The 21173-nt window shown below is 56.5% G+C and carries 10 protein-coding genes and 1 pseudogene; 5 read left to right on the top strand and 6 right to left on the bottom strand.

Translation table 11 applies throughout. The features are described from left to right. Window positions 1-16 precede the first annotated feature (16 nt). Window positions 17-1792 (bottom strand): hypothetical protein, encoded by a 1776-nt coding sequence (locus ACW9HW_RS12205; protein ID WP_457400023.1) that lies wholly within the window; start codon window positions 1790-1792, stop codon window positions 17-19. 320 nt (window positions 1793-2112) lie between these two features. On the opposite strand from ACW9HW_RS12205, the gene ACW9HW_RS12200 reads away from it, so the two are divergent. From ACW9HW_RS12200 to ACW9HW_RS12180, 5 genes and pseudogenes are all read left to right on the top strand, one after another. Next, on the top strand, window positions 2113-7071 hold the full coding sequence (locus ACW9HW_RS12200; RefSeq protein WP_457400021.1) for an RHS repeat-associated core domain-containing protein: 4959 nt from the start codon (window positions 2113-2115) through the stop codon (window positions 7069-7071). Window positions 7072-7475: 404 nt separating this feature from the next. Next, the gene (locus ACW9HW_RS12195; RefSeq protein WP_457400019.1) at window positions 7476-8024 is read left to right on the top strand and encodes a fimbrial protein; all 549 of its coding nucleotides are present in this window, start codon (window positions 7476-7478) and stop codon (window positions 8022-8024) included. Window positions 8025-8133: 109 nt separating this feature from the next. After that, entirely contained in the window at window positions 8134-8892 is a 759-nt protein-coding gene (locus tag ACW9HW_RS12190) for a fimbrial biogenesis chaperone (RefSeq protein WP_457400018.1), read from the top strand. Between the two features lie 37 nt (window positions 8893-8929). Beyond that, window positions 8930-11449: pseudogene (locus ACW9HW_RS12185) on the top strand (fimbria/pilus outer membrane usher protein). Between the two features lie 49 nt (window positions 11450-11498). Beyond that, a complete protein-coding gene (locus tag ACW9HW_RS12180) occupies window positions 11499-12584 on the top strand; it encodes a fimbrial protein (RefSeq protein ID WP_457400016.1) in 1086 nt (361 codons plus the stop codon). Between the two features lie 65 nt (window positions 12585-12649). On the opposite strand, the gene ACW9HW_RS12175 is transcribed toward ACW9HW_RS12180, so the two are convergent. The 5 genes from ACW9HW_RS12175 to ACW9HW_RS12155 form a co-directional block, all read right to left on the bottom strand. Next, window positions 12650-14122: a hypothetical protein gene (locus ACW9HW_RS12175; RefSeq protein WP_457400015.1), complete on the bottom strand. Its 1473-nt coding sequence runs from the start codon at window positions 14120-14122 to the stop codon at window positions 12650-12652. A 174-nt stretch (window positions 14123-14296) separates the two neighbouring features. Then, window positions 14297-16486, bottom strand: a complete 2190-nt coding sequence (locus ACW9HW_RS12170; protein WP_457400014.1) for an autotransporter outer membrane beta-barrel domain-containing protein — start codon at window positions 16484-16486, stop codon at window positions 14297-14299. Window positions 16487-16667: 181 nt separating this feature from the next. Next, complete coding sequence (locus ACW9HW_RS12165; protein ID WP_457400012.1) at window positions 16668-18644, bottom strand: hypothetical protein; 1977 nt, start codon at window positions 18642-18644, stop codon at window positions 16668-16670. Window positions 18645-19030: 386 nt separating this feature from the next. After that, window positions 19031-20173, bottom strand: a complete 1143-nt coding sequence (locus ACW9HW_RS12160) for a glycerate kinase (protein ID WP_457400010.1) — start codon at window positions 20171-20173, stop codon at window positions 19031-19033. 381 nt (window positions 20174-20554) lie between these two features. Beyond that, window positions 20555-21013, bottom strand: coding sequence for an REP-associated tyrosine transposase (locus ACW9HW_RS12155; RefSeq protein WP_095194757.1), 459 nt, complete (start codon window positions 21011-21013; stop codon window positions 20555-20557). Window positions 21014-21173 lie beyond the last annotated feature (160 nt).

Below are 21173 nucleotides of genomic sequence, written 5' to 3'. Positions count from 1 at the left end.
CCCCCCCCATTGCGTGTCAGGGGATTAATTGGGGCTCTATATGAGGGAACTGCTTATAGGTATGGCCGCCGTCAAAGCTTGTGCAAACTAAAACATTGAACTGTTCATAAAGCTCAAGTCTTTCAAGAAAGTCCCGTGGCAATATTGCTCGTAACTCGCCTGCGTCATTCTCATCTTCGGTGACCACTTCGTTGCTGCCCGTACGCACAGGAAAGGTTTCTTTGCCACCGCCCTTTAACAGACCTTCAACTTCAATCTTCACGTGCTGGCCGGACCACATATAAGTCCATGACTTCAGTAAAAAATGCACACCGTTTGTTGCCGCAGCCAAGGAGACTTTATTGCCGGGTGAATCTGGATTTTCAATCTGCACGGTGGGCCAACCGGTTGTCATGTTGCGGATTTCCAGATCAAAAACCTGCGAATCCTTGCCGGGTGGGGTGACCTTGTAAAAAACCTCCAGGTGTTTGCCCATGTTCGCCGGTATGGCTTTAGTCGGGATATAGTAGCGGTTCGCATTACCGGACATGGGGTCGGCAATGTGGCTGCCGGTAGCCCCGTAGCCCTTCCAGTGCATCTGGACCTGCTTGCCCACACCAATGTCGGCTTCTTCCGGAACCTGGATGTACACGCCGCCGGTGATTCTATTGGCCAGCAAATAGCCCTTGCCCTCACCACCATCAGTCACCGTCTCAACGATGGCGAACGGTAGTTTCAACGGCTTGCTCAGTTTCAGGGTCAGAGGTCTGGAAGTACCTGCATTGCCCATACGTGCATGCTGGTACATCAAACGGATAGTGCTGTTTTGATTGGCCGTTAACCAGGCGCGCTCCAGATTGACCTCAATAACCCGACTGTCAATCGTCGATGGATCAACTCGAAGTGTCTTGGTGAGGGAGGTATCGCCTTCGGCATAGACCACCACATAGTCGCCCGCTCGAGCACCGTCAAACATCGGAACACACACCGGGAGGCCGTCAAGGTACAAATCGGGATCAAGCTCACCGCCGTCGTCATAGCCAACGACTATGGGCGCTGGCAGCCGGGTATCCGGCGGCGCGATGACATGCACGGTTTGTGTGGCCGAACAGCTGGGCACCGTCGGTGTTGCATAGTCGATGCAATAGCTCATTTGCGCAAAGCCATCGACTATGACCTCAAATAGATTCTTCGATATCGTCCACGTCACCGGTTTGCCAATGTCGTCCTCGGAGATATCTTTCGGAAAGTCGAACGTTTCCCAGTAATCGTCTTCTCCAAAATACAATTTCAAGATCAGTGTCACCACGTCCCCCGGTGACATGGCCTGATAACGAGCCGTCACCACGGTCGCTCCTCCAGGCCCTATAGCTTCCAGGTCCACGGCCAGAGCGTGGGATTGCTTGAATTGAGGGACAGGCAACAGCGGCGATGTGTACGGGCGTTTGCCTACCTTAAAAAAAAGGCGCAGGGACTCTTCCCCAGGCTTATCCGGTTTGTCCTCGTCATACTTGCTGGTTGAATAGAACACATACCCCTGATTCAGATCCCTGAGTTTGTCGTTGGAGATGGAGACAAGTCTTCCTTCCGGTTGTAGTTCGCCAGGCTGTATTTTTATTAAATTGTCGAATTCATCGACGGCCTTGCCAAGCGCACTGCACCCCCACCAGCCCAGCCAAAAACAGTCGCCTTCGGCTATCCCCGGATAGTTGATCCAGGTTTTAAGATCCGCACTTCCCAGCCGGTCGAGATCAAGAGTGTTATCAGGCCCCAAATCGGGAATATAGGGCGCGGGTCGTTGCGTAGCAGCCATCATTTCACTCCTCTTGCACGCAGCGTCAGGCCAGTTACATGGCCGCTGCACCAATCAATTCAACAATCAGCGATGGCTATGTTTTACGCTTTGATTTTCGATCTGCCCACTATCAGAACTGATAGGTTCCGGCGCGCCAACAGGCTGGTATTGTTTTATTGATTGTCTGAATTCCTTCTCGGATACAGATAAAAATCTGCTTAACGAAGCCCGATGCTTTATTGGTGTTTTGACGCGGGTTGCTGATAAGTACTGACATCATTGATATCGGCCTGAGTTCCCACGACCGGTTCTATTCCCCGAAAACGAGGTTCACACCCATGGCTGCTACTTCCTCGGTGCATTCCAACGCACTTTCATTCATGAGTTCCGCGCGAGGCGGGGTTGATCCGCGTACTGGTCTTTATAAGTTTTCAATTAACTTTTTTGACATTCAAACCAATGATTTGCGCGGCCCGGGTTTCCGTACAGGATTGAACTACAGCCCGCTCAACACGTTGGACACGGGTTACGGCCGGGGCTGGAATGTGTCACTGTCGCAATACACGCCCGGCAACAATGTTCTAGCGCTGAGTACCGGCGAAACCTTCAAGGTCACCGGTACCAGCGGTAACCAGCTGGTGATGAAGGAGAAGAAACTCGACAGCTTCCATTTCTTCAGGATTGACGACGAACATTTCCGGGTGGATCACAAGTCCGGCGTCGTCGAGTTTCTTAAAGTGCATGGCAGCGGCGTGAACCGGATAGCCCTGCCCGAGAAGATTTATGCTCCCGAAGGGCACAGTATCACCCTTGAACACACCCACTTCAGGGACTCGCACTACATCCTGAAATCGATCAAGGATGACTCGGACCGGACGTTGCTGGCGGTCAAGCGCGACAATTCTTCGGTCGATATACGGCTGTACCCTTTTGACGGTCCCGATGGTGACCCCGTGGCACGCTTTGTCATGACGCTGCAGGGCTCCGATAAATATGTCAGCAAGATAACGCTGCCCACCGAAAACGGGGCGTCCTGGCGCTTCGGCTATTGGGTGTCGCCAATCGACCATCAGTTGTACATCCGCACAGTGGAAACCCCCGCGGGCGGACGCGAGGAAATCCTCTATCAAGACCTCGGTCATCAGTTCCCGCAGGGCAGTGGTCGCACGCCGCTACCGCGGGTAACCCACCACCGTACTTATCCCGACGACCAGCCCGACACGAAGATCGATGTCCGCTACAGCTATTCGAAGGATGAGCACAATTTCGTGGGCCGCGGACTCAATATCGCCTGGGACGACGGCGGCCTCGACAACCTCTACAAGCACATCGGTGCCTACAAATACCTCAGCGTTGAAACCCTTTATGTCGACGATGAACCGGTGCGCTCCATCGAACGGGTGTTCAACCAGTTCCACTTGCAGACCAGGGAAACAACGACCCAGAACGACCACGTGCAGACTGTCGAGACCACCTACGCCCTGACCCCGAACGTACCGTTCGAGCAACAGACCCCCTACTGCCAATTGCCCCTTGAGGTCAAAACCACGTGGGCGCAGGTGGAAAACGGCACCGTAATGCGCCAGCGCAGCGAAACCGTCAGCAGCACCTACGACCCCCATGGCAACCTGCTGACAGAGACCCAGGCCAATGGCGTGACGGAAATCAGCACCTGGTACCCCGCGGCCGATGCCGATGACTTCGTGCGCCACCTCAAGGACCGTACCGTAACGCCGGCGCCGTCGCCCAATGGCAAGGCGCCCACACTGTGTACGCGCTACACCTATAAATCCCTGGAGCCGTTGACCGGCAGTCCGTTACCAAAGTGGAAAACCGTTGAAAGCGAGACGCTGGTGCAGCTGGAGGCCAGCGGCGAAACCGAATTGCAGCGCACGGAATATGAGTACATCGAAGACCCGGACGATGCCTTCCAGCACGGCCGTGTCTCGCAGCAAAAACTGACCATGAATGGCACGTCCAGCTTCATTGATTTCCAATACTGCCGGCTCGACAGCCCTCAACTTGGCGTACCCGTGCTGGAAACCAAACAAACCGCGCGTAGTGATTTCGATTGCACGACCAAAACCACCACCGTCCGGCATTCGTTGGTCACCGGGCAGGAACTGTTGAACCAGGACGGAGATGTAAAAATCCAATACGCTTACAACGCGATGAATCAGCTGACCAGTGAGATTGTGGCGTACGACACGCCCAACGAAGCCCGTCGCGAGTATCTAAACACACTCAGCACCGTCCATGGAGAACCGGCCGAGCACATCATCATCAATGCCAGGCAGGTCAAGACGCGCACCGTCCATGACGGGCTCGGTCGCGCAATCCTGGTAGAGCGCGATAATGTCGACAGTGACGATCCGAGCCTGTACCGGCGAACCAGTTCGGCACGCTACAACGCGCGGGGGGAGCTGATCGAAAGCACCGAATACGACTGGTTGAACGGTAAAGAGCAGGCTTTGATCACCCGTTTCGAGTACGACGACTGGTCGCAGCAATGCACGGCAACCGGTCCGGATCATGTCCAATCGCATCAACGTATCGACCCGATCGGGACTGCGGACTGGAAGGGGCCGGTCATACGTAGCTGGCTCCAGAGCGCCGGACCAAATCCCATTATCAGCGCTCGTAACGAAACCTGGCTCAACGCGTTCGGCAAACCAGTGCGGACGCGGGTGCTTGATGCGACGGAACAGGAAGTTTCTTTTGAAACTTATCAATATGACGGACTGGGTCGCTGTACCCAAACGAGCGACGCGTACAAACGTATCACCAAATTTGACTACGACCCATGGTCACGGGTGATCAAAACGACCCTGCCGAATAACGACATCGTTGAACAGGACTTTGCCGTACACAGCGCCGCGGAATTACCGGTGGCCTTGCGTGTAATCGGCAACGGCAAGACCCATACCGCGGGCGAGCAAGACTTTGACGGACTTGGACGCCTGACCCGGCTCACGAGCGGCGTGTGCACGGAGCGTTACTTCTACGATGGCGGCCAAATGCAGGTCCGCAGCAAGACCACGTCTGCGGGCGATCCCGTTGTATACGACTATAACCTGCGCCTGACTGACCAACCCATTAGCACTCGGGCACGGGACGAAACGGCTGGCTTCGACTATGACCCGACCAGCGCGCGCCTTACCTGTGCACACAATGAACAAGGTACGAGGGAGTACGCCTACAACAAGGTCAACCAGTTGCTCAGTGAGCGCTGGATCGACAAACAAGGAAAAGCCTGGAACACCCAATATTCAAGCTCCCTGCAAGGCCGTTTGCTGAAACGAACCGACTTGAAGTCGGCAGATTCCGATGGGCTGGACACTGTGCATCATTATGATGACTTCGGTCGGGTGGAGCGTATCGATCAGGGTCAACTCACAGCCACGTTCGAATACGACCCCTTGGGCCAACTGTGTAAAACCACCACTAAAGACCTGGCCGCCGACAGCGTGTTGGTCACCGAACTGGAATATGACGATCAGGGACATGAAGTCCGTCGAACCCAGAAATTGAACACGCAGCCAGAACGCATTCAAGAGCAGACCTGGTTGCTTGACGGTCAATTGGAGAGTCGACATTTACGACAAGGCGCGGTCAGCCTGCTCAAGGAAACATTCGGGTACGATGTTCGCGGCCGCCTCACCAACCATCGATGCTCGGGCATGACCTTGCCCAGAAACAGCGAAGGCCGGCCAATCAGCGAGCAGATTTTCACCTTCGATGCAGTGGACAACATCATTCTGGTGCGGACGAAATTCGCGGACGGTTCAACCGACGAACGGATGGGCTTTCAATACGCGAGCAATGATCCCTTTCTGTTGGAGAAAGTCACCTATACCCCATCGAGGGCGACGGGGGATCCGACATTCAGCCATAACGCCAACGGCGATCTGCTCAATGATGAGCGCGGACAGCGACTGTATTACGACAGCCAGAGTCGCCTGCTGAAAGTCGAGACGCCTTCGGGGCCGATCGTCAATCAGTACGGGTACGACAGTAACGACCAACTGGTGACCTCACAAGAAGGCCATCTGGAGACCTTGCGCTTCTATCAGGACCTGCAATTGAGTGCGGTGGTCAAGGATAAACAGCAGACACACTTCCTCTACAACGAGAGTCAGCCCCTGGGACAACAACAGGCAGGGGACACTTCCAAAACCTTGCTCCTGCAGTCAAACGCGAACGACACCGTGGTGGCTGAAAGTCAGCAGGACACGTTGCGCACATCCGTTTACAGCGCCTATGGCGAGCGCCACAGTGATGACACACCACAGAGCCGGCTGGCCTTCAACGGCGAATTCCTTGACCCGGACAACGGGTGGTATCTGTTGGGCAAGGGCTACCGGGCTTATAACCCGGTGTTGATGCGCTTTCATACTCGGGATTCGCTAAGCCCCTTCGGCAGCGGCGGTGTGAATCCCTATGGTTATTGCCGGGGTAACCCGATCGCCCTGCGCGACCCCACGGGGCACGAGGCAATTGGCTGGAGCGGCAGGTTGAGGCATCCGGATGAAGACTATACCCCTCCGTCGTCCGGGGGGGGGGGTGGTTGGTTAGCATGGACGTTTGTGGCGGTAGGAGCAGTGTTTGCGCTTTATACGGGTTTTGCAGCGGTCAAAGCCTTCAAGGCAGCAGCCGGCGCGGGTCCACTCGCTCCGATTTTATTTGCTAAAGCTGGAGCACTTGCGACCGCCGCCGTAATGAGTGGCGGGGCTACAGCCGCTCAAGCAGTGAGCACCGCGAACGGGGACGAGGAAGCGGGTAAATGGGCGATGTATCTGGGGCTTGCGTCGATAATACCTTCGGTGGGGGCAGGCGCACTTGATTCGTTTATGACGAGAGTTGCAAGCTCGGCAATGAAGGAAGTGGGGGAGGACCTACCGAGGCTTTTATCAAGTGTCCAGAACTCGTCTGGGGGTGCAACAAATGCTGCGGTCACCGGCAGTGGTTTGTCCAGTAATGTCGCTGGAGCTCGAACACAGACAATTCAGACGATTAATCGACAATCCGTCCGCCCACTTACCCCACCGCGGCCAGCAAGAGTCGCGCCGAATAGCTCTGTTACACAGAGTAGTGCTGCCTCTAAAACTCCGCAAGCGTCGCAGCCGAAACCTCCTGCACCTAAACCAACTAATGCGCCCAATAAAATAATGTTTACTGGTGCGCGAGTCTCTAAATCTGAAATAGATGTTGCGCATGCAGGGATGTCGATAACCAAGACGGATGATAGTGGAACCTTTAAAATAATAGGCAACTCAAACACATCTATACGTAAATAAGAAACTGCTAAAGGGCTTTGCAATTACAGCTATTCCTCGTAATTACAGAGCCCCCCCAAACCACCCATTACTGATTGAAATCAACTCATCATTCAAAATACTCCTGACGCACACCTCCCTTGGCTGTACATTTCCCTCATTAGAAACTCTAAAATCTAAATACGCAGTTACAACTGATTAACCAACTATAAATAATGATTACGCATCAAACAAATTTGTCGAAAAATCCTACAGACCACGTCGACATCTCGACGGTTCCGATAGCTATTTAAATACGAAAAACCCCTCTAGAATCCCGCCCCGTCATGACATCGCAACACAACACAACAAACTCTATTACCCAGTGCAATCAACAACATAAATACACCCTGTATTTACGGGCACTAAACAACTAAGGACACATCATGTACAAAAATCCAATAGCTCTTATCCTTGGACTTTCCGCAGCACTGGCTGGCACTTCCGCATTCGCCAACACCGGCACCATCAACTTCGAAGGCCGCATCACCAGTAGCACCTGCCCGATTCAAATCATCAACCCGGAAGATGGTTCGACAGGCAGCCAGGTGAAAATGGGCAATATTGACGCGAGCCGCTTTACCGCCATTGGCCAGGAATACAAGGGCAAAAGCTTTGGTCTGCGCGTTGCTGCCGGCCCTGGCTGCGGTTTCGATCCAACCGACAACAAAGCCACTGTCACATTCAACGGCGCCGCGGACTCGACGGGCAGCTACTTCACCGTCACCCCCACTGATGACGGCGCCAAAGGCGTAGTGATTTCGCTTCACGACAAGAGCGGGCCGCTCAAGCCAGGCACAGCGTCCGCCGAGTACGAACTGAACGACTCCGGCACGACTGACATGATCTTCAACGCCTACTACCGGTCCACCGCCGCCACGGTGACAGCGGGTGCGGCCTCCGCCGACGTTCAGTTCATTGTAGCCATCAACTGATAGCCACCCTGCCCCGCTTGAACACGGCGCTGTTTGCGTCGTGTTCAAGCGACTTTTCGATACGTCCGGGCGTTCGCTGCTCACCCTGGTGTAAAAAGGTAAATACCCCATGTTCGGCCTTTCCCAACAACCTGCTGTTTGCCGACTTGCTGCCGGTGTCTGCATGACTGCGCTCATGTTGACCGCGCATGTCCCCGCCACCCAGGCGGCTTTGACCGTCGGCGCCACGCGCATCGTATTCGACAGCGACAAGCGCAGCACCTCGGTGATCATCACCAACCCCAGCAACCGGCCGTTCGCCGTGCAAACCTGGGTCAATACAGCCAGCGATGATGACACCACGGCTGTTCCATTCATCCCGTCCCCTCCCCTGTTCCGGCTCAACCCCGGCAAGGAGCAGCAAGTACAGATCAACGGTTTGCCCAATTCATTGCCTGCTGATCGCGAGTCGCTGTTCTATTTCAACGTGCAGGAAATTCCGCAAGCCCACACCGAAGGCGACGGCAATGTCCTGAACATCGCACTGCGCACCCGCATCAAGCTGTTCTATCGCCCCAGCCAACTCAAGGAAAACCCCGTCGCCCGCCTCAAAGACTTGCAATGGTCGATAAAGGCTGTCGGTGGCCAGCCCCAACTCGTGGTGAATAATCCAACCCCTTTCCATGTGTCTTTCGCCCGCCTTGAAGTGACGGGCGGCAGTCAGCGTCATGCCGTTGCGAATGCCGTCATGGTGGAACCCATGAACAGCCAGACCTACGCCCTGAACGGGATCAAAGCCAGCAAGAACCTGCAGGTCGTGTTCTCGGCGATAAACGACTATGGCGGTTACACCACGCCTTTGACCCTGCCGATCCAACTGGCCCCTTGAGGCAGTGCACCCGCACTAACTGCCAGGAACAATAACCATGATTTCATTACCCGACCGCGGGCGCGCGGCCGTGCGTGCACGCCTGCGCCTTGCGCAGTTACTCCTGATTGGCGGCACCGGTGCCCTCCTGCTGGATATCAGACCGACGCTGGCATCCCAATCCATGGAATTCCACAGCGGATTCATGCGTCAGAACCCCGCCCATGCAGGCGATGCCGGCGCCCTGGCCCTGCGTGCCCTGGCCAACAACCAGGGCCTGGCTCCGGGACGTTACCGGGTAGACATCCAGGTCAATCTGCGCTATTTCGGTCAGCGCGAGCTGATCTTCGAACTTGACGCCAACAGTAATCGCCTGCTGCCTTGCCTGTCATCCGAACTGCTCGAAGAATTGGGTGTACGGCTCGACAGCCTGGCGGATCCGACGTTGCTGCGCGGTCCTTGCGTCGATCTCTTTGCGTTGATCCCCGGTGCCGAGATTGACTTCGACGCCGGCAAGCTGTTGCTGGGGATTTCCATTCCACAAATCGCCATGCGTCGAGATGTCATCGGCCGTGTCGATCCCGATCGCTGGGACTACGGCATCAACGCCGCCTTCGTCAGCTACCAGGTCTCGGCGCAGCAAGGGACCAGCCGGCTTGGGGGCAGGAACAGCAGTGACGACCTGTACCTGAACAGCGGAATCAATCTGGGTGCCTGGCGTTTACGCAGCAACCAGTCGATGCGTCAGGACGCAGAAGGCAAGCGCGTCTGGACCAGAGCCTACACCTATGCGCAACGGGACCTGCCCGGTACCCACGCCAATCTGACGCTGGGCGAAACCTTCACCGGCGGCGACGTTTTGCGCAGCGTTCCGATCAAAGGTCTGCTGATCAACTCGGACATGGGCATGTTGCCCGACGCCCTTCAAGGTTATGCACCGATCATCCGTGGCGTGGCACAAACCCGCGCCAAGCTGCAGGTACTGCAAAACGGTTACCCGATTTACTCAACCTACGTCAGTCCCGGCCCCTATGAAATAGATGACCTGAGCACCATCGGCGGCGGTGGCGAACTGGAAATTATCCTGACCGAAGCCGACGGCCAGGTTCGACGTTTTACCCAGCCCTACGCGAGCATCAGCAATCTGCTGCGTGAAGGCGTATGGCGCTACAGCGGTGCAGTGGGCCGCTACAACCCCACGAGCAGTCTCGATGAACCTTTGCTCTGGCAAGGCACCCTGGCCATGGGGACCGCCTGGAACTCGACGGTGTACGGCGGCCTGATGGCCAGTGACTTTTACCGTGCCGGCACACTCGGCTTAGCCAGGGATCTGGGATCGATCGGCGCGCTGGCTCTGGACGTCACCCGCTCCGACGCCGACATCGACACCCAGGATGTGCAACAGGTTCAAGGCATGAGTTATGCGATGAAATACGGCAAATCCTTCGCGACCAGAACCCACCTGCGTTTCGCCGGCTATCGCTACTCCACCGAAGGCTATCGGGATTTCGACGAGGCCGTGCGTCAACGCAGCCAGGGTTCGACGTTCCACGGCAGCCGACGCAGCCGCCTGGAAACCTCGATCTATCAGCCAGTCGGTAGTCGCAGCTCGTTGAGTTTGACCCTGTCCCATCAGGATTACTGACGCAGCGATCACCAACAACGTCAGTTCCAGTTCAATTTCAACACCCAACTCCAGGGTGTGAGTTACAACCTGTATGCCTCACAGTCGCTGAGTAACACGCGCGGCACCGATCGACAGTTCGGCCTGAGTGCGTCGCTGCCACTGAATTTTGGCCGTTCCAGCAACGTGACTTTCGATGTTCAGAACAATGGCGACCGCTACAGCCAGCGTGCCAGCCTCGGTGGCAGTGTCGACGAGAGCCGGCTCAATTACCGTGTCAGTGTCAGTAACGATGAAAACAGCCAACAGGCAGCAGCGCTTTCTGTCGGCTATCAGACATCCTTGGGCAGCATAGGCGCCGGGCTGACCCAGGGCCAGGATTACCGCAGTGTTTCAGTCAATGCCAGCGGTGCGCTGCTGCTTCATGCCGACGGTCTGGAGGCAGGGCCTTATCTGGGCGAAACCTCTGCCCTGGTCGAAGTACCGGAGATTGCCGGGGTCGGCATCATGAATGCCACCGGCGTCTTGACCAACAGTCGTGGCTACGCATTGATGCCTCATTTGCAGCCCTACCGGGTCAATCCAGTGGCGCTGCGAACGGACAGTCTGGGTCCCGAAGTGGAAATCGAAAATGGCACTACCCAAGTCGTGCCCCGACGCGGCGCAGTGGTCAAAGCCAGCTTCCCGGCACGCACGGTCAACCGTCTGATCATCACCGGGCGCACACCGCAGGGCCACCCACTGCCCTTCGGTGCTCAAGTCAGCGATGTCGACGGCACTGTCATGGGAATCGTCGGCCAGGCCGGCCAGGTCATGCTGTCCACCAGTACCGAACCCAGGACACTCGACGTGCATTGGGGCGATCAGAGCGATGCGCAATGCCGGCTGAGTATCGACCCCGGCAACATGGAACAGGTCCAGGGCTACCGAATGCAGGAGCTGACATGCCTGTGAGCAAACCTGAGGCGACAGACGTCATCGACTATCCCCGAGGAAATACACAATGAAATCTTCGATTCACCGCCTGCTGCGGGGAGCAACGCTGGCCGCCAGTTGCATCGCCCCCCTGGCGATGGCCAGTAATTGCACCTGGAGCACGGGCGGGCCGGCAATGATGAGCTACCAGCGCAACCTGGGAACCCTGTATGTTCCACGGGATGCGCGCATCGGAACCATCATCGGCACCGTTGACGTCAATCACTCCACGCCCAATAACGCAGGCCAGGCCATCGAATGCCGTAACGATGGCACCAAACGCCTGGATTTCCATGCCCGTGCCACAGCCCCTATCTTTGCGGGCCCACTGGATCCGATCAACGGCGAGGATGTCACCGGCAAAGTCATGCAAACCAACATCCCCGGTGTAGGCATACGAGTAAAACTGGGCTTTCCACTCAATGGTGTGTCTGCCAACGCCTTTACCCCTATCGGCGTTGCGACCGTGCCTTATGACGCTTTCAACGACAAAAATCTGCTGACCCCGATACAACTCAGCAGTCTTTCCAATCGCATCACCCTGGTGAAAACCGGACCTTTGGCCCCTGGCCACCACTCGCTGGATGGCCGCGAGTTGTTCAGTGGTCATGTAACCGATCTGGGCAAAGTGTTCGGATATGGCGTTATCGGCACCATTGTTACGGCCCAATGCAGCGTCGGCGCCAATCCGGTCAGCGCCGACCCCGTTGAGCTCGGCGAATGGGACAAGGCTGACTTCACCGGCCCCGGCTACACCACTACGCCAGTACCCTTCACGATCACGTTGAGCCAATGCGAGACCGGCACGGGGGGAGGTTTCGTTGCGAAGGCCCACATCCGGCTCGACGGCATCCTGGGGTCGGCACCCATCGGCCCGACCACTGATGGCATTTTCAGCTTGACCAGCGATTCGGGCGCACAAGGTGTCGGGATTCAGATATTGGACAATCACGGTGCGCCAGTGGAACTTGCCACGCAAGCGCCAATCATCCCCATTGTACCAGGCGAAACTGAACTCAAGTTCAACGCCCGTTTCTACCAGACCGAACCCTCGGCAGCGGTTCGCCCGGGCCTGGCCAAAGGTGCACTGAGCTTCACAATCACCTACCAGTAAATGCGCCGAACACGAAAAACGGGTTTGCCCTGGCAGGCTAACCCGTTAACTGAAGCACGCAGGACTCACGCAATCAGTGTCGGCTGCAATATGGGGAAAGACTTCCAGGTCTGCTTGTTATCGAAGCTGACTTTGACCTTCACATCAATCCCGGTGTTAAGTTTGAACCGCTGCAGATTGACTTTGGAAATTTGCCCGACAGGGATCTTTTGGGCCACTTGCGGAACCGGGGACTCCGTGAGGACGGGAATCATCAGTTTTTCATTGCTGGCGTCGATTCCTTCAACCGTGACAGTGATGAACTGATCGGTGCCCATGAAGCTCCACTTTTCGAGGGTGAAATCAGCGAAGCCCGTGATGAGACTGGCCAGGCTCAGCTTTCCGCCCGACACCTTGTCGCACTGAACGGTAGGAAGTCCGACCAACTCCTCGACCCGTAAAGTGTAAGGTTGCGATTTATGCGGCAACTCGACGCCCGGCTCGAACACTTCATATCTCACCGGCAGACTCTTGCCCAAATGCTGGGCTATTTTGGTTTCCGGGATCTTGTACTCCCGCGATCCTGGTGTCACCGGCGTGTCGGTTCGGAACGCGCCCACCGTCCCCTCCAGCGCCCATTGCACAAACACTCGCTCGCCATCATAGATGGTTGCCAGGGGCGGGATAGTTGCCGTGACACCATTATTAACCGCATCGGTTGGCTTCAACACGCCGCTGGTTGCACCGCCGTTGGCCTCCTTGACCTTTGACGGTGGCAGGGTCCGCGGAATCGGCACAGCATCAACATCCAGCTCAACAAAGTCGGGACTTATACGCACATTACCTGCGCGATCTTGTACCTGATACCTCACATACCGAAAGCCTTTCCCCCTGTCCCGTAGGAACTGACCTTCAATCGTGAGGACAACGGGATCGGCGTAGTTACAATCGTTAAGCTCGATGACCCCACCCTGATTCGTCGTGCCTGGCGTTGGCCCATAAAACCAGGTGATGCGGTCCCAGGGCTTGGGTGTCGTATAGGCAGGAAGGTTGGCCTTTACCTGGTCGCCGTTTAGCTCAAGATAGCGGGCGTCGAGTTTGTTGGGGGGGAGAACGGCAGAAGGGAAAATCAGTTTGCTGGATGTCGCGAGTACAGGGGCTGTTTTATCGATGGTGATGGTCACAGGTGCCGATGGCCGCCACGTTGAGACATTCCAGTGCTTGAACAGGTAATACAATGTATGAATCCCTTCATCCAATCGAGAGACCGGAACCTCCAGCCAGAGATCAGAAGGGGGATTTGGAAAGTTGCTCCCGTCATATCGCTTTTCAGCAACGGGATTGGCTTCGTCACCATTCCAGATAAACCGGACGATATCGGCGAATACTGGTGATGGCGATGGATCGTCCCACCAATCAAACTCGGCACGCAGTGGGTTATGCCACCCATCCTTGGGCAACAGATTCTCCTCCCCCCCCTCAACCGGAGGCACGATTCCGAGGACTCTGGGCTTTGGAAGGTTTTCAGGTTTATGGGCAGGTACGGAATGCTTGGGCATGATAATTCCCTCATCCAGTGGTGCGCCGGGACATTTTCCTGTCAGGGGTCTGCGGCGGGTTTGTTTAAAACTGCATCGTCATGTTTTTACCTGAGTCACAGGCCACAAAAGGCCGATGTTAAAGTCAGAAAATCGGGGAAGGCATCGCCTCCCCCGCCGTCTCTTTCGGTGTGATCACCAGCTATAGCGCGCCCCGATGTTGAAACCCAATGGCTGCTCGATCTTGTCGCCCTTGCTGTATTCAACATCAGCGTGCAGCGAGACCCGGTCGGTCAAGGTCAGCGCAATCCCGGCGCCCAACTTGCCGCGGGAACCGGACAGGTCATTGTTGAATAGGTTGTTGTTGACCTTGACCTGGTTGTTTTTGGCGAACTCATGCACGTATGCCGCACGAATGTAGGGCTGGATCACTTTGCCCTCACCCAGCATGAAGTTGCGTCCGGCGGTCGCTCCGACCTCGCCCAGCAACGAACGAGTGTCATCGCTTTCGGCCGTCAGGCCGTTGTCCAGCGCATAACTTTTGCCTTGAACGATCACACCCGACAGTTGGGTGTACGGTTCGACAAAATAGTCGTCGGGCAATTTGATATGCCGGCCGAACTCCAGGGAGGCACCGACGGCATTGCTGTTGTATTGACCTTTGGTTTTCTTGCCGTCGCTGAGGCGCACGTCAGACTCGTTCCGCAGGTGGTTGAACTTCACTACCCCGTCGAAGTAATAACCGTTGGCAGCCAACCAGGTGGTGTAAAGACCGGCGTAGTAGCTGTCGACCGTACCGCTGGTGCCGTGGCTCAGGTTCAGGTCGGATCGGCTGTAGCCGCCCAGCAAGCCCACCAGCCACTCGTCACCCACGGGCGCATCAGCGCCAAACGAAAAACCTTGCTGCGTTTGCTGGTAAGCCACGCCGGAACTGGCATCGACGTCGAATTTATTGCCATAGGCGCGAATCCAGCCACCGGCCTTGCCGCTGTCCATCCGCACTTCGCCCATGCGGCTGCGCAATGTCGTGAGCTCGCCATACCAGACTGTGGGGGCGGCATTGGACAACGCCACGACAGATGCCGCACCAGGGCTGATAACCTTTGTTGCCGTGTTCAGGTACCAGTCGTTGCTGCCTTGCTTGATCAGTTCATAGGAGTAGGCACCCAGGTTGACCGGACCATCGCGCAACGAAAACTCTGCGTCACCCGCCGCGATATGGATTACCGGAATGGCGCCGGCAGCCACGGCTTCGGATCCGCTGGCATCGATTTCAACGCTGTGATTACCGGTCGCGGTCCCGGTGACCGTCAGGGTATCGATCTGACCGAAGTTGGTGTGCATCGAGAATCTACCGCCGGTGCCCGACAGATTGCCCAGCGTCAGCTTGAAAAACTCGCCCGGATTGCCGAACTGCACGGCACCACCGTTCAGTTCCATGTTCGCGACGTTGCCATCACCGACCATCACCCAGCGGGCATCGCTGTTGACGGTCAGTTGGCTTACGTTCTCGAGACGACCGGTCAGGGTCGATTGATTTTGCAAGGTGATATTGGCCTTGGCACCGGAGCCCGCAACGACGTCACCCACCAGCTGGCTGTTATCAACCGTCAGGTTGGCCGTCGATACACCATCGACTTGCAGGATTCGCCCGTTACCACCCACCAGCGTGGAGCCGTTGTTCACTTCGATCGTGGCTGAAACAGGTGCCAGGCCAAAGTCATTGACGACAATCGCCGCACCGTTTTGCCCTTGCACAAGGGTGCTGTCGAGTACCAGGCGTCCGGGCGTGCCGACACTGCCGCTGGGCACGAAAAGCACCCCATTGTCGCCGCCACGAATAGTACTGGCCGTTGCCGAGACCGAACCATTGGCAAGCTGAAGCCCCCGCCCGGTGGTTCCACTGGTGACCACGGATCGATTCAGGGTCAACTCGCTCAGGTCACCGGCTGTAATACCGGTATTTCCCCCTGAAATGAGACTGTCAGTCACTGTTACCATGGAGCCCACCGGGGCAGCAGCGGCGGAACCAAGAGAAAGCCCCTCCCTGTTCCCGATCACACTGCTGCCGGTGATCGTTGCATTGCTGTCGACCAACTCGACGCCGACGTTGCTGGTCACCGAGGTCACCGTCGAGGCATTCAGGGTCACGGAAGAATTGGATTCAGCCCGGATATTGTGAGTGGTCGCACCATTGGCCACCAGATGCGCCGCATTTCGCAACAAGTACGATTCGGCGGGCGCACTGCCGTCAATAGGCACCGGCAGGCCACCATCAATGATTCTTGCCAGCGAGTGAGTACTGGTCAGCAACAGCGGCAAGAGCGTCATCCACTTCAAGGAAGCCGAAAGAGGGTGTAAGGCAAAGGTTCGTCTAGCGTTCATCAAGCACCACAAAGTCATTGAGCTGGAGTTCGTCAGGGCTGATGGCTTTGCCCTACAAACCGGGGCGGCAAAGTTATTCAGAACTCCAAGATGCGTCTGTAGGACTTTTCCGAAATCTGGCCACACTCAATGACCGGCAGCAGGAAAATGCGCTCTTCCTGCTGCCTGTTGTTAAATGGCTTCAAGGTCTTGGGATTTTGCAGTTCATGTTGCCCGCACCGCCGTCAGCTTCAAATACGGCAATGAACCTTTCAACTGTGGTGGATGGCACAGGAGTTCCGCGTACGGTGATTGTGTATTTCATCTTGCCTACCCCATAACTGTAATCGGGATACGTCGGTTTCAGGCATTTGTCATGAGGTACGAGCCAATCGAGACCGTTATCTTCCTCTTCCTGGGAAACAATCCGCGTCTCGGGGTGAATGGCTATTACCGTACCGCCGGGCTCATAAGTTTTCCACTCAAGCTCTACCGCTGTATTTTTTTTCAAATAGGTCGATTTTGGAATGTGCATGATAATGCCCCATACCCCACCTTTCTCGCGCAGGAAGTTGCAGTTGATCAAATTCGCCGGCTCGCCCGGTAGTTCCGGGAATTGCGGATCAGGATGTTGGACGGTTTCAACGAGCACATCGATGTGGGTAGGAAGTGATTGCTGCGGGTTAATGAAGTCTGGATGCGTCAGGGTGTAATCAATCGGCAAGTTTTCCATGACTGGAAACTGTTTGATTTCGTCCCACGTCACGGTGAAGGGTATTTTTTGGTTTGGCGTTTCACTTCCATTGACTTCATACGGGGCCGCCAGGAGGGGAACGCCATTGTAGCGAGGCGTAAAGGTAACGCCGATCTCAGGGTCATCGTACAGTTCGATAAATACGGTTGCGTCTTCATCGATATCGCTCAGTGTCAATTCGGTACTGCTGCCACTGAAACTCAAAAATTCAATTAAGTTCAGACTGATATCGATCGGATCGGGGTCAGGGTCACCCGGCTTGGGAATCGCGAAGTCCGTATTGATATTGACGGGACCCGGCGAATCAAAGGGGTAATCGCCTACCAGAATCTGGTAGTCGACATCGATATCTTGTACATGCGTGGTCGAGTCAAAGTCGTACACGAGTGACATGATGGACCAGGGCACCGGAATTTTCAGTGGCCACTTACTGTGTGCACCAACAGATGTGATGGGAAGCTTGTGCCCCCCCCACCAAATCTGTACGCCATGACTATCGTGCCATCCTGTGTACTCCTTGATGTGAACCTCGGTTGGATAAGCCGCGTCGGCCCGATCAATCAATGTCTCGGCGTCCTCGGCAAGAGGTACCGTGCAAGGCTGCAAGCCACTGGGCAGCGTACCCAGCGCAACCGGTACGGTAGCCGGAAGCGACCGTTCACCAGGGTTACCTGCCTTATCGAACAGGACGGCCACTGCGAATTGGGTCTTGGAGCCATAGCCCTTGATCACATCCTCAGGTATCAGCACTTTGCGATCGGGAGGAAGCTGGATGGAAAGCACTTGAAAATCGGCAATATTCTCCGTCGGCAACGGCGGCCTGGTCATCCAGTACACTTTGACCCATACATCAACCCTGTTAGCCTCGACAAAATCCGGGATGATGCAATAGACCCCTAGGTCTCGCGCCAAAACAGCATCGGTGATCACGGGCTTTTCAACGATATCGATCATGGCCGTGAGCGGATTGACCCAGACCGGCCCGGATCTATCGAGCAGCACCGGGGCCGTCGCTGATACTCGTTCGGTTGCGTTATTCCAGTTTTTTACGCGGTAACGAAATTCAAACGGCCCTTCGTGATCCCTGAATACGTCAACCGGGATACTCCTTTCCAGTGGGAAGTCGAGGTCGGGCGCCTCAATGGGCCCTGGAATATCTTCAGGGTCACCGAAATCTCGCCATTGATTTGAAGAGGGAAGCAGCCACTCCATCCTCAACACATTGACCGGCCCCGGAAAGGGTGGTCGTTCACTCCACTCTGGAATTGTTACGTTCAACGCGAAGTCAAGCTTGCTGCTGTGTATTAATCCGGTGTCATCCATGGCATCAACGATCGTGGGTTTCAGTAGATCGGCCCGGGGGAAGCTTTGACGATAACGGGCCCGCACCTGCTCGGCAGTCAGTTTCTGGAATGAACTGGCCATGTGTGTCTCTCCAAATCCGTTTCAGTTCGACCATGAACAGCGTCATGGCCCTCAAACTTCTCTGGCAGTCCAACCCATGGCTAAACACTGCTAAGCGCTTGTCGTTCTGCCCGGTCGCAAGACCTGGAGGAATTAAGCGCCGGTTTTTTGAAACGCGATACTGTCAAAGTTGACAGGTACCCGGGTGAAGGCCGTGCAAACTCCCACGTTGAAATCGCTGCATATTGCTTGTTTAAGCGCAATTACCCGGAGCCTTTGTGGCGAGGGAGCTTGCTCCCGCCGGGCTGCGAAGCGGCCCCCTCTTACCCAAAAAGAAGGGGCCTGCTGCGCAGTCCAGCGGGAGCAAGCTCCCTCGCCACATTGATCTCTTTGACTGATGTAATGAGTCAGGCTCTGCGTGCTGCCACCCGCCACACCCGCGCAATATCGCTTGCCCGCTCACGCAACAGGCGAGGCGCCTCACTGCAGGCTTGTGCCAGAGTCATCGGCCCGCTCGCCAACGCGAACGCGGCATCGATACCATGCTCGTACAACGCCTGATACCCCTCGCCCAAGGTGCCGGCGATGACGATCACTGGAACACCCTGTTGCCGGGCAATCCGTGCGACGCCGAAGGGCGTTTTCCCACGCAGGGTCTGGGCATCGAAACGCCCTTCGCCGGTGATGACCAGATCAGCATTTTGCACGGCATCCGCCAGACCGACCAACTCCGCCACCACCTCGACACCTGCCTTGAATTGCGCACCGAGAAACGCCTTGGCGGCAAAACCCAAACCGCCTGCGGCACCGCTACCGGGCTCGTCGCGTACATCCTTGCTCAACACATTTGCGCAGTGATCGGCGAAGTGACCGAGGGCGTGGTCCAGTAGTTGAACCTGCTCGGGCGAGGCACCTTTTTGCGGGCCGAAAATCGCTGAAGCACCGTGGGGACCGCAAAGGGGATTGTTCACATCGGCGGCGATGTCGAAGCGCACATTGGCCAGTCGCGGATCGATGTCGCTCAGGTCGATGCGAAACAACTGCGCAAGGGCGAGGCCGCCCGGTGCCAGGGGCAGGCCTTGGGCATCGAGCAGTTTCACGCCCAGGGCTTGCATCGCTCCGGCACCGCCGTCATTGGTGGCACTGCCGCCGATGGCGAGAATGATGCGCTGCGCGCCGGCATCCAGTGCCGCGCGGATCAGTTCACCGGTGCCGAAGGTGCTGCTGATGCAGGCATCGCGCTGATCGACCGGCACCAATTGCAAACCGCTGGCCTCGGCCATTTCAATGATCGCGGTGTGGCTGTGGGGCAACCAGCCCCAGGCGGCTTCGACCGTCGTGCCCAGCGGCCCTTGCACCACGGCATGCCGAAGCTGGCCATCGCACGCCGCCAGCACCGACTCGACCGTCCCTTCCCCGCCGTCAGCCATCGGGCATTTGATCAACTGCGCATCGGGCCAGACCTCGGCCAGGCCAAGGGCAATGGCATCGGCCACGCCTTGGGCACTCAGGCTGTCCTTGAACGAATCGGGGGCAATCACGATTTTCATGGGAATTCTCCAGTTCCAATGCCCCCATGCTGCCAGCCGGCAAGCACAATGACGCCGGTCCGCTGCACAAGCGGTACTGAGGATTATTGTTCATTTCCACAAAACCCGAGAATTAACACAAGCCACTGTGGGAGCGAGCCTGCTCGCGAAGGCGGTGGGTCAGTCAGCTGGGATGCTGGATGAGACAGCCTCTTCGCGAGCCGGCTCGCTCCCACAGGGGGGTGGCGTGGTTCATGGCATTTGTGTCCCGCCACCGTCCATTGTGGGAGCGAGCCTGCTCGCGAAGGCGGTGGGTCAGTGAGCTGGGATGTTGGATGTGACGGCCTCTTCGCGAGCCGGCTCCGGGCGGCGTTCCGACGAAGAAGGCAACCCGGTTTCAGCTCAAACCCAAATGGCATCCCACAGCGGGTAGTCACCCAGTTTATCGACCAGCCCCGCCCTCAACGGGTTTGCGACAATGTACCGGGCCACTTTTACCAGGTCTTCATCACGGCGCAGTGCTCGGTCATGAAAGCCTTGCTGCCAGAGACTTGCCTGTGGGCCAGTGAACCGGTTGATCGCCTTGGTGCTCAAGGATTTGGTTCTTTGCATCAACTCGCTTAATGATCCGCGCTGCAAATCGATCAACCAGTGAAAGTGATCAGGCATGACCACCCAGGCCAATGAATGGGCATGACCCAGATCTTGTGCGGCACGAAACTGAGCGACGACCAATCTGCCCAAGGCAAAGTCGTTGAATACAGGCTCTCTTCCAAGGGTATTAGTCGTCAGTAGGTAGATCCGATTGGGTTCGGTAAAACGACCGAGACGCAGACGATGCGAAGCGGATAAATCAGGCATTCCGTTGCCCCTTGCATGGTTAAGTCATTCAGAAGGCTAGTCCTGTGGTTGCCAGAGGGTGAGACAGGCTTTTAGCAGGATGTGTCTGGAAGAATGCCTTCGCGAGCAGGCTCGCTCCCACAGGGGGTTGACGTGGCTCATGGCATTTGTGCCCCGCCAC

The organism is Pseudomonas sp. SDO5532_S415 (assembly GCF_054071155.1).
Note: the sequence above shows the minus strand (reverse complement) of the source record. Positions and strands in the feature narration are given on the sequence as shown.

Excerpts from the sequence above, each read along its gene's own strand:
- ACW9HW_RS12205 (WP_457400023.1), bottom strand. The coding sequence starts at position 1,792 with ATGGCTGCTACGCAACGACCCGCGCCCTATATTCCCGATTTGGGGCCT.
- ACW9HW_RS12200 (WP_457400021.1), top strand. The coding sequence starts at position 2,113 with ATGGCTGCTACTTCCTCGGTGCATTCCAACGCACTTTCATTCATGAGT.
- ACW9HW_RS12195 (WP_457400019.1), top strand. The coding sequence starts at position 7,476 with ATGTACAAAAATCCAATAGCTCTTATCCTTGGACTTTCCGCAGCACTG.
- ACW9HW_RS12190 (WP_457400018.1), top strand. The coding sequence starts at position 8,134 with ATGTTCGGCCTTTCCCAACAACCTGCTGTTTGCCGACTTGCTGCCGGT.
- ACW9HW_RS12180 (WP_457400016.1), top strand. The coding sequence starts at position 11,499 with ATGAAATCTTCGATTCACCGCCTGCTGCGGGGAGCAACGCTGGCCGCC.
- ACW9HW_RS12175 (WP_457400015.1), bottom strand. The coding sequence starts at position 14,122 with ATGCCCAAGCATTCCGTACCTGCCCATAAACCTGAAAACCTTCCAAAG.
- ACW9HW_RS12170 (WP_457400014.1), bottom strand. The coding sequence starts at position 16,486 with ATGAACGCTAGACGAACCTTTGCCTTACACCCTCTTTCGGCTTCCTTG.
- ACW9HW_RS12165 (WP_457400012.1), bottom strand. The coding sequence starts at position 18,644 with ATGGCCAGTTCATTCCAGAAACTGACTGCCGAGCAGGTGCGGGCCCGT.
- ACW9HW_RS12160 (WP_457400010.1), bottom strand. The coding sequence starts at position 20,173 with ATGAAAATCGTGATTGCCCCCGATTCGTTCAAGGACAGCCTGAGTGCC.
- ACW9HW_RS12155 (WP_095194757.1), bottom strand. The coding sequence starts at position 21,013 with ATGCCTGATTTATCCGCTTCGCATCGTCTGCGTCTCGGTCGTTTTACC.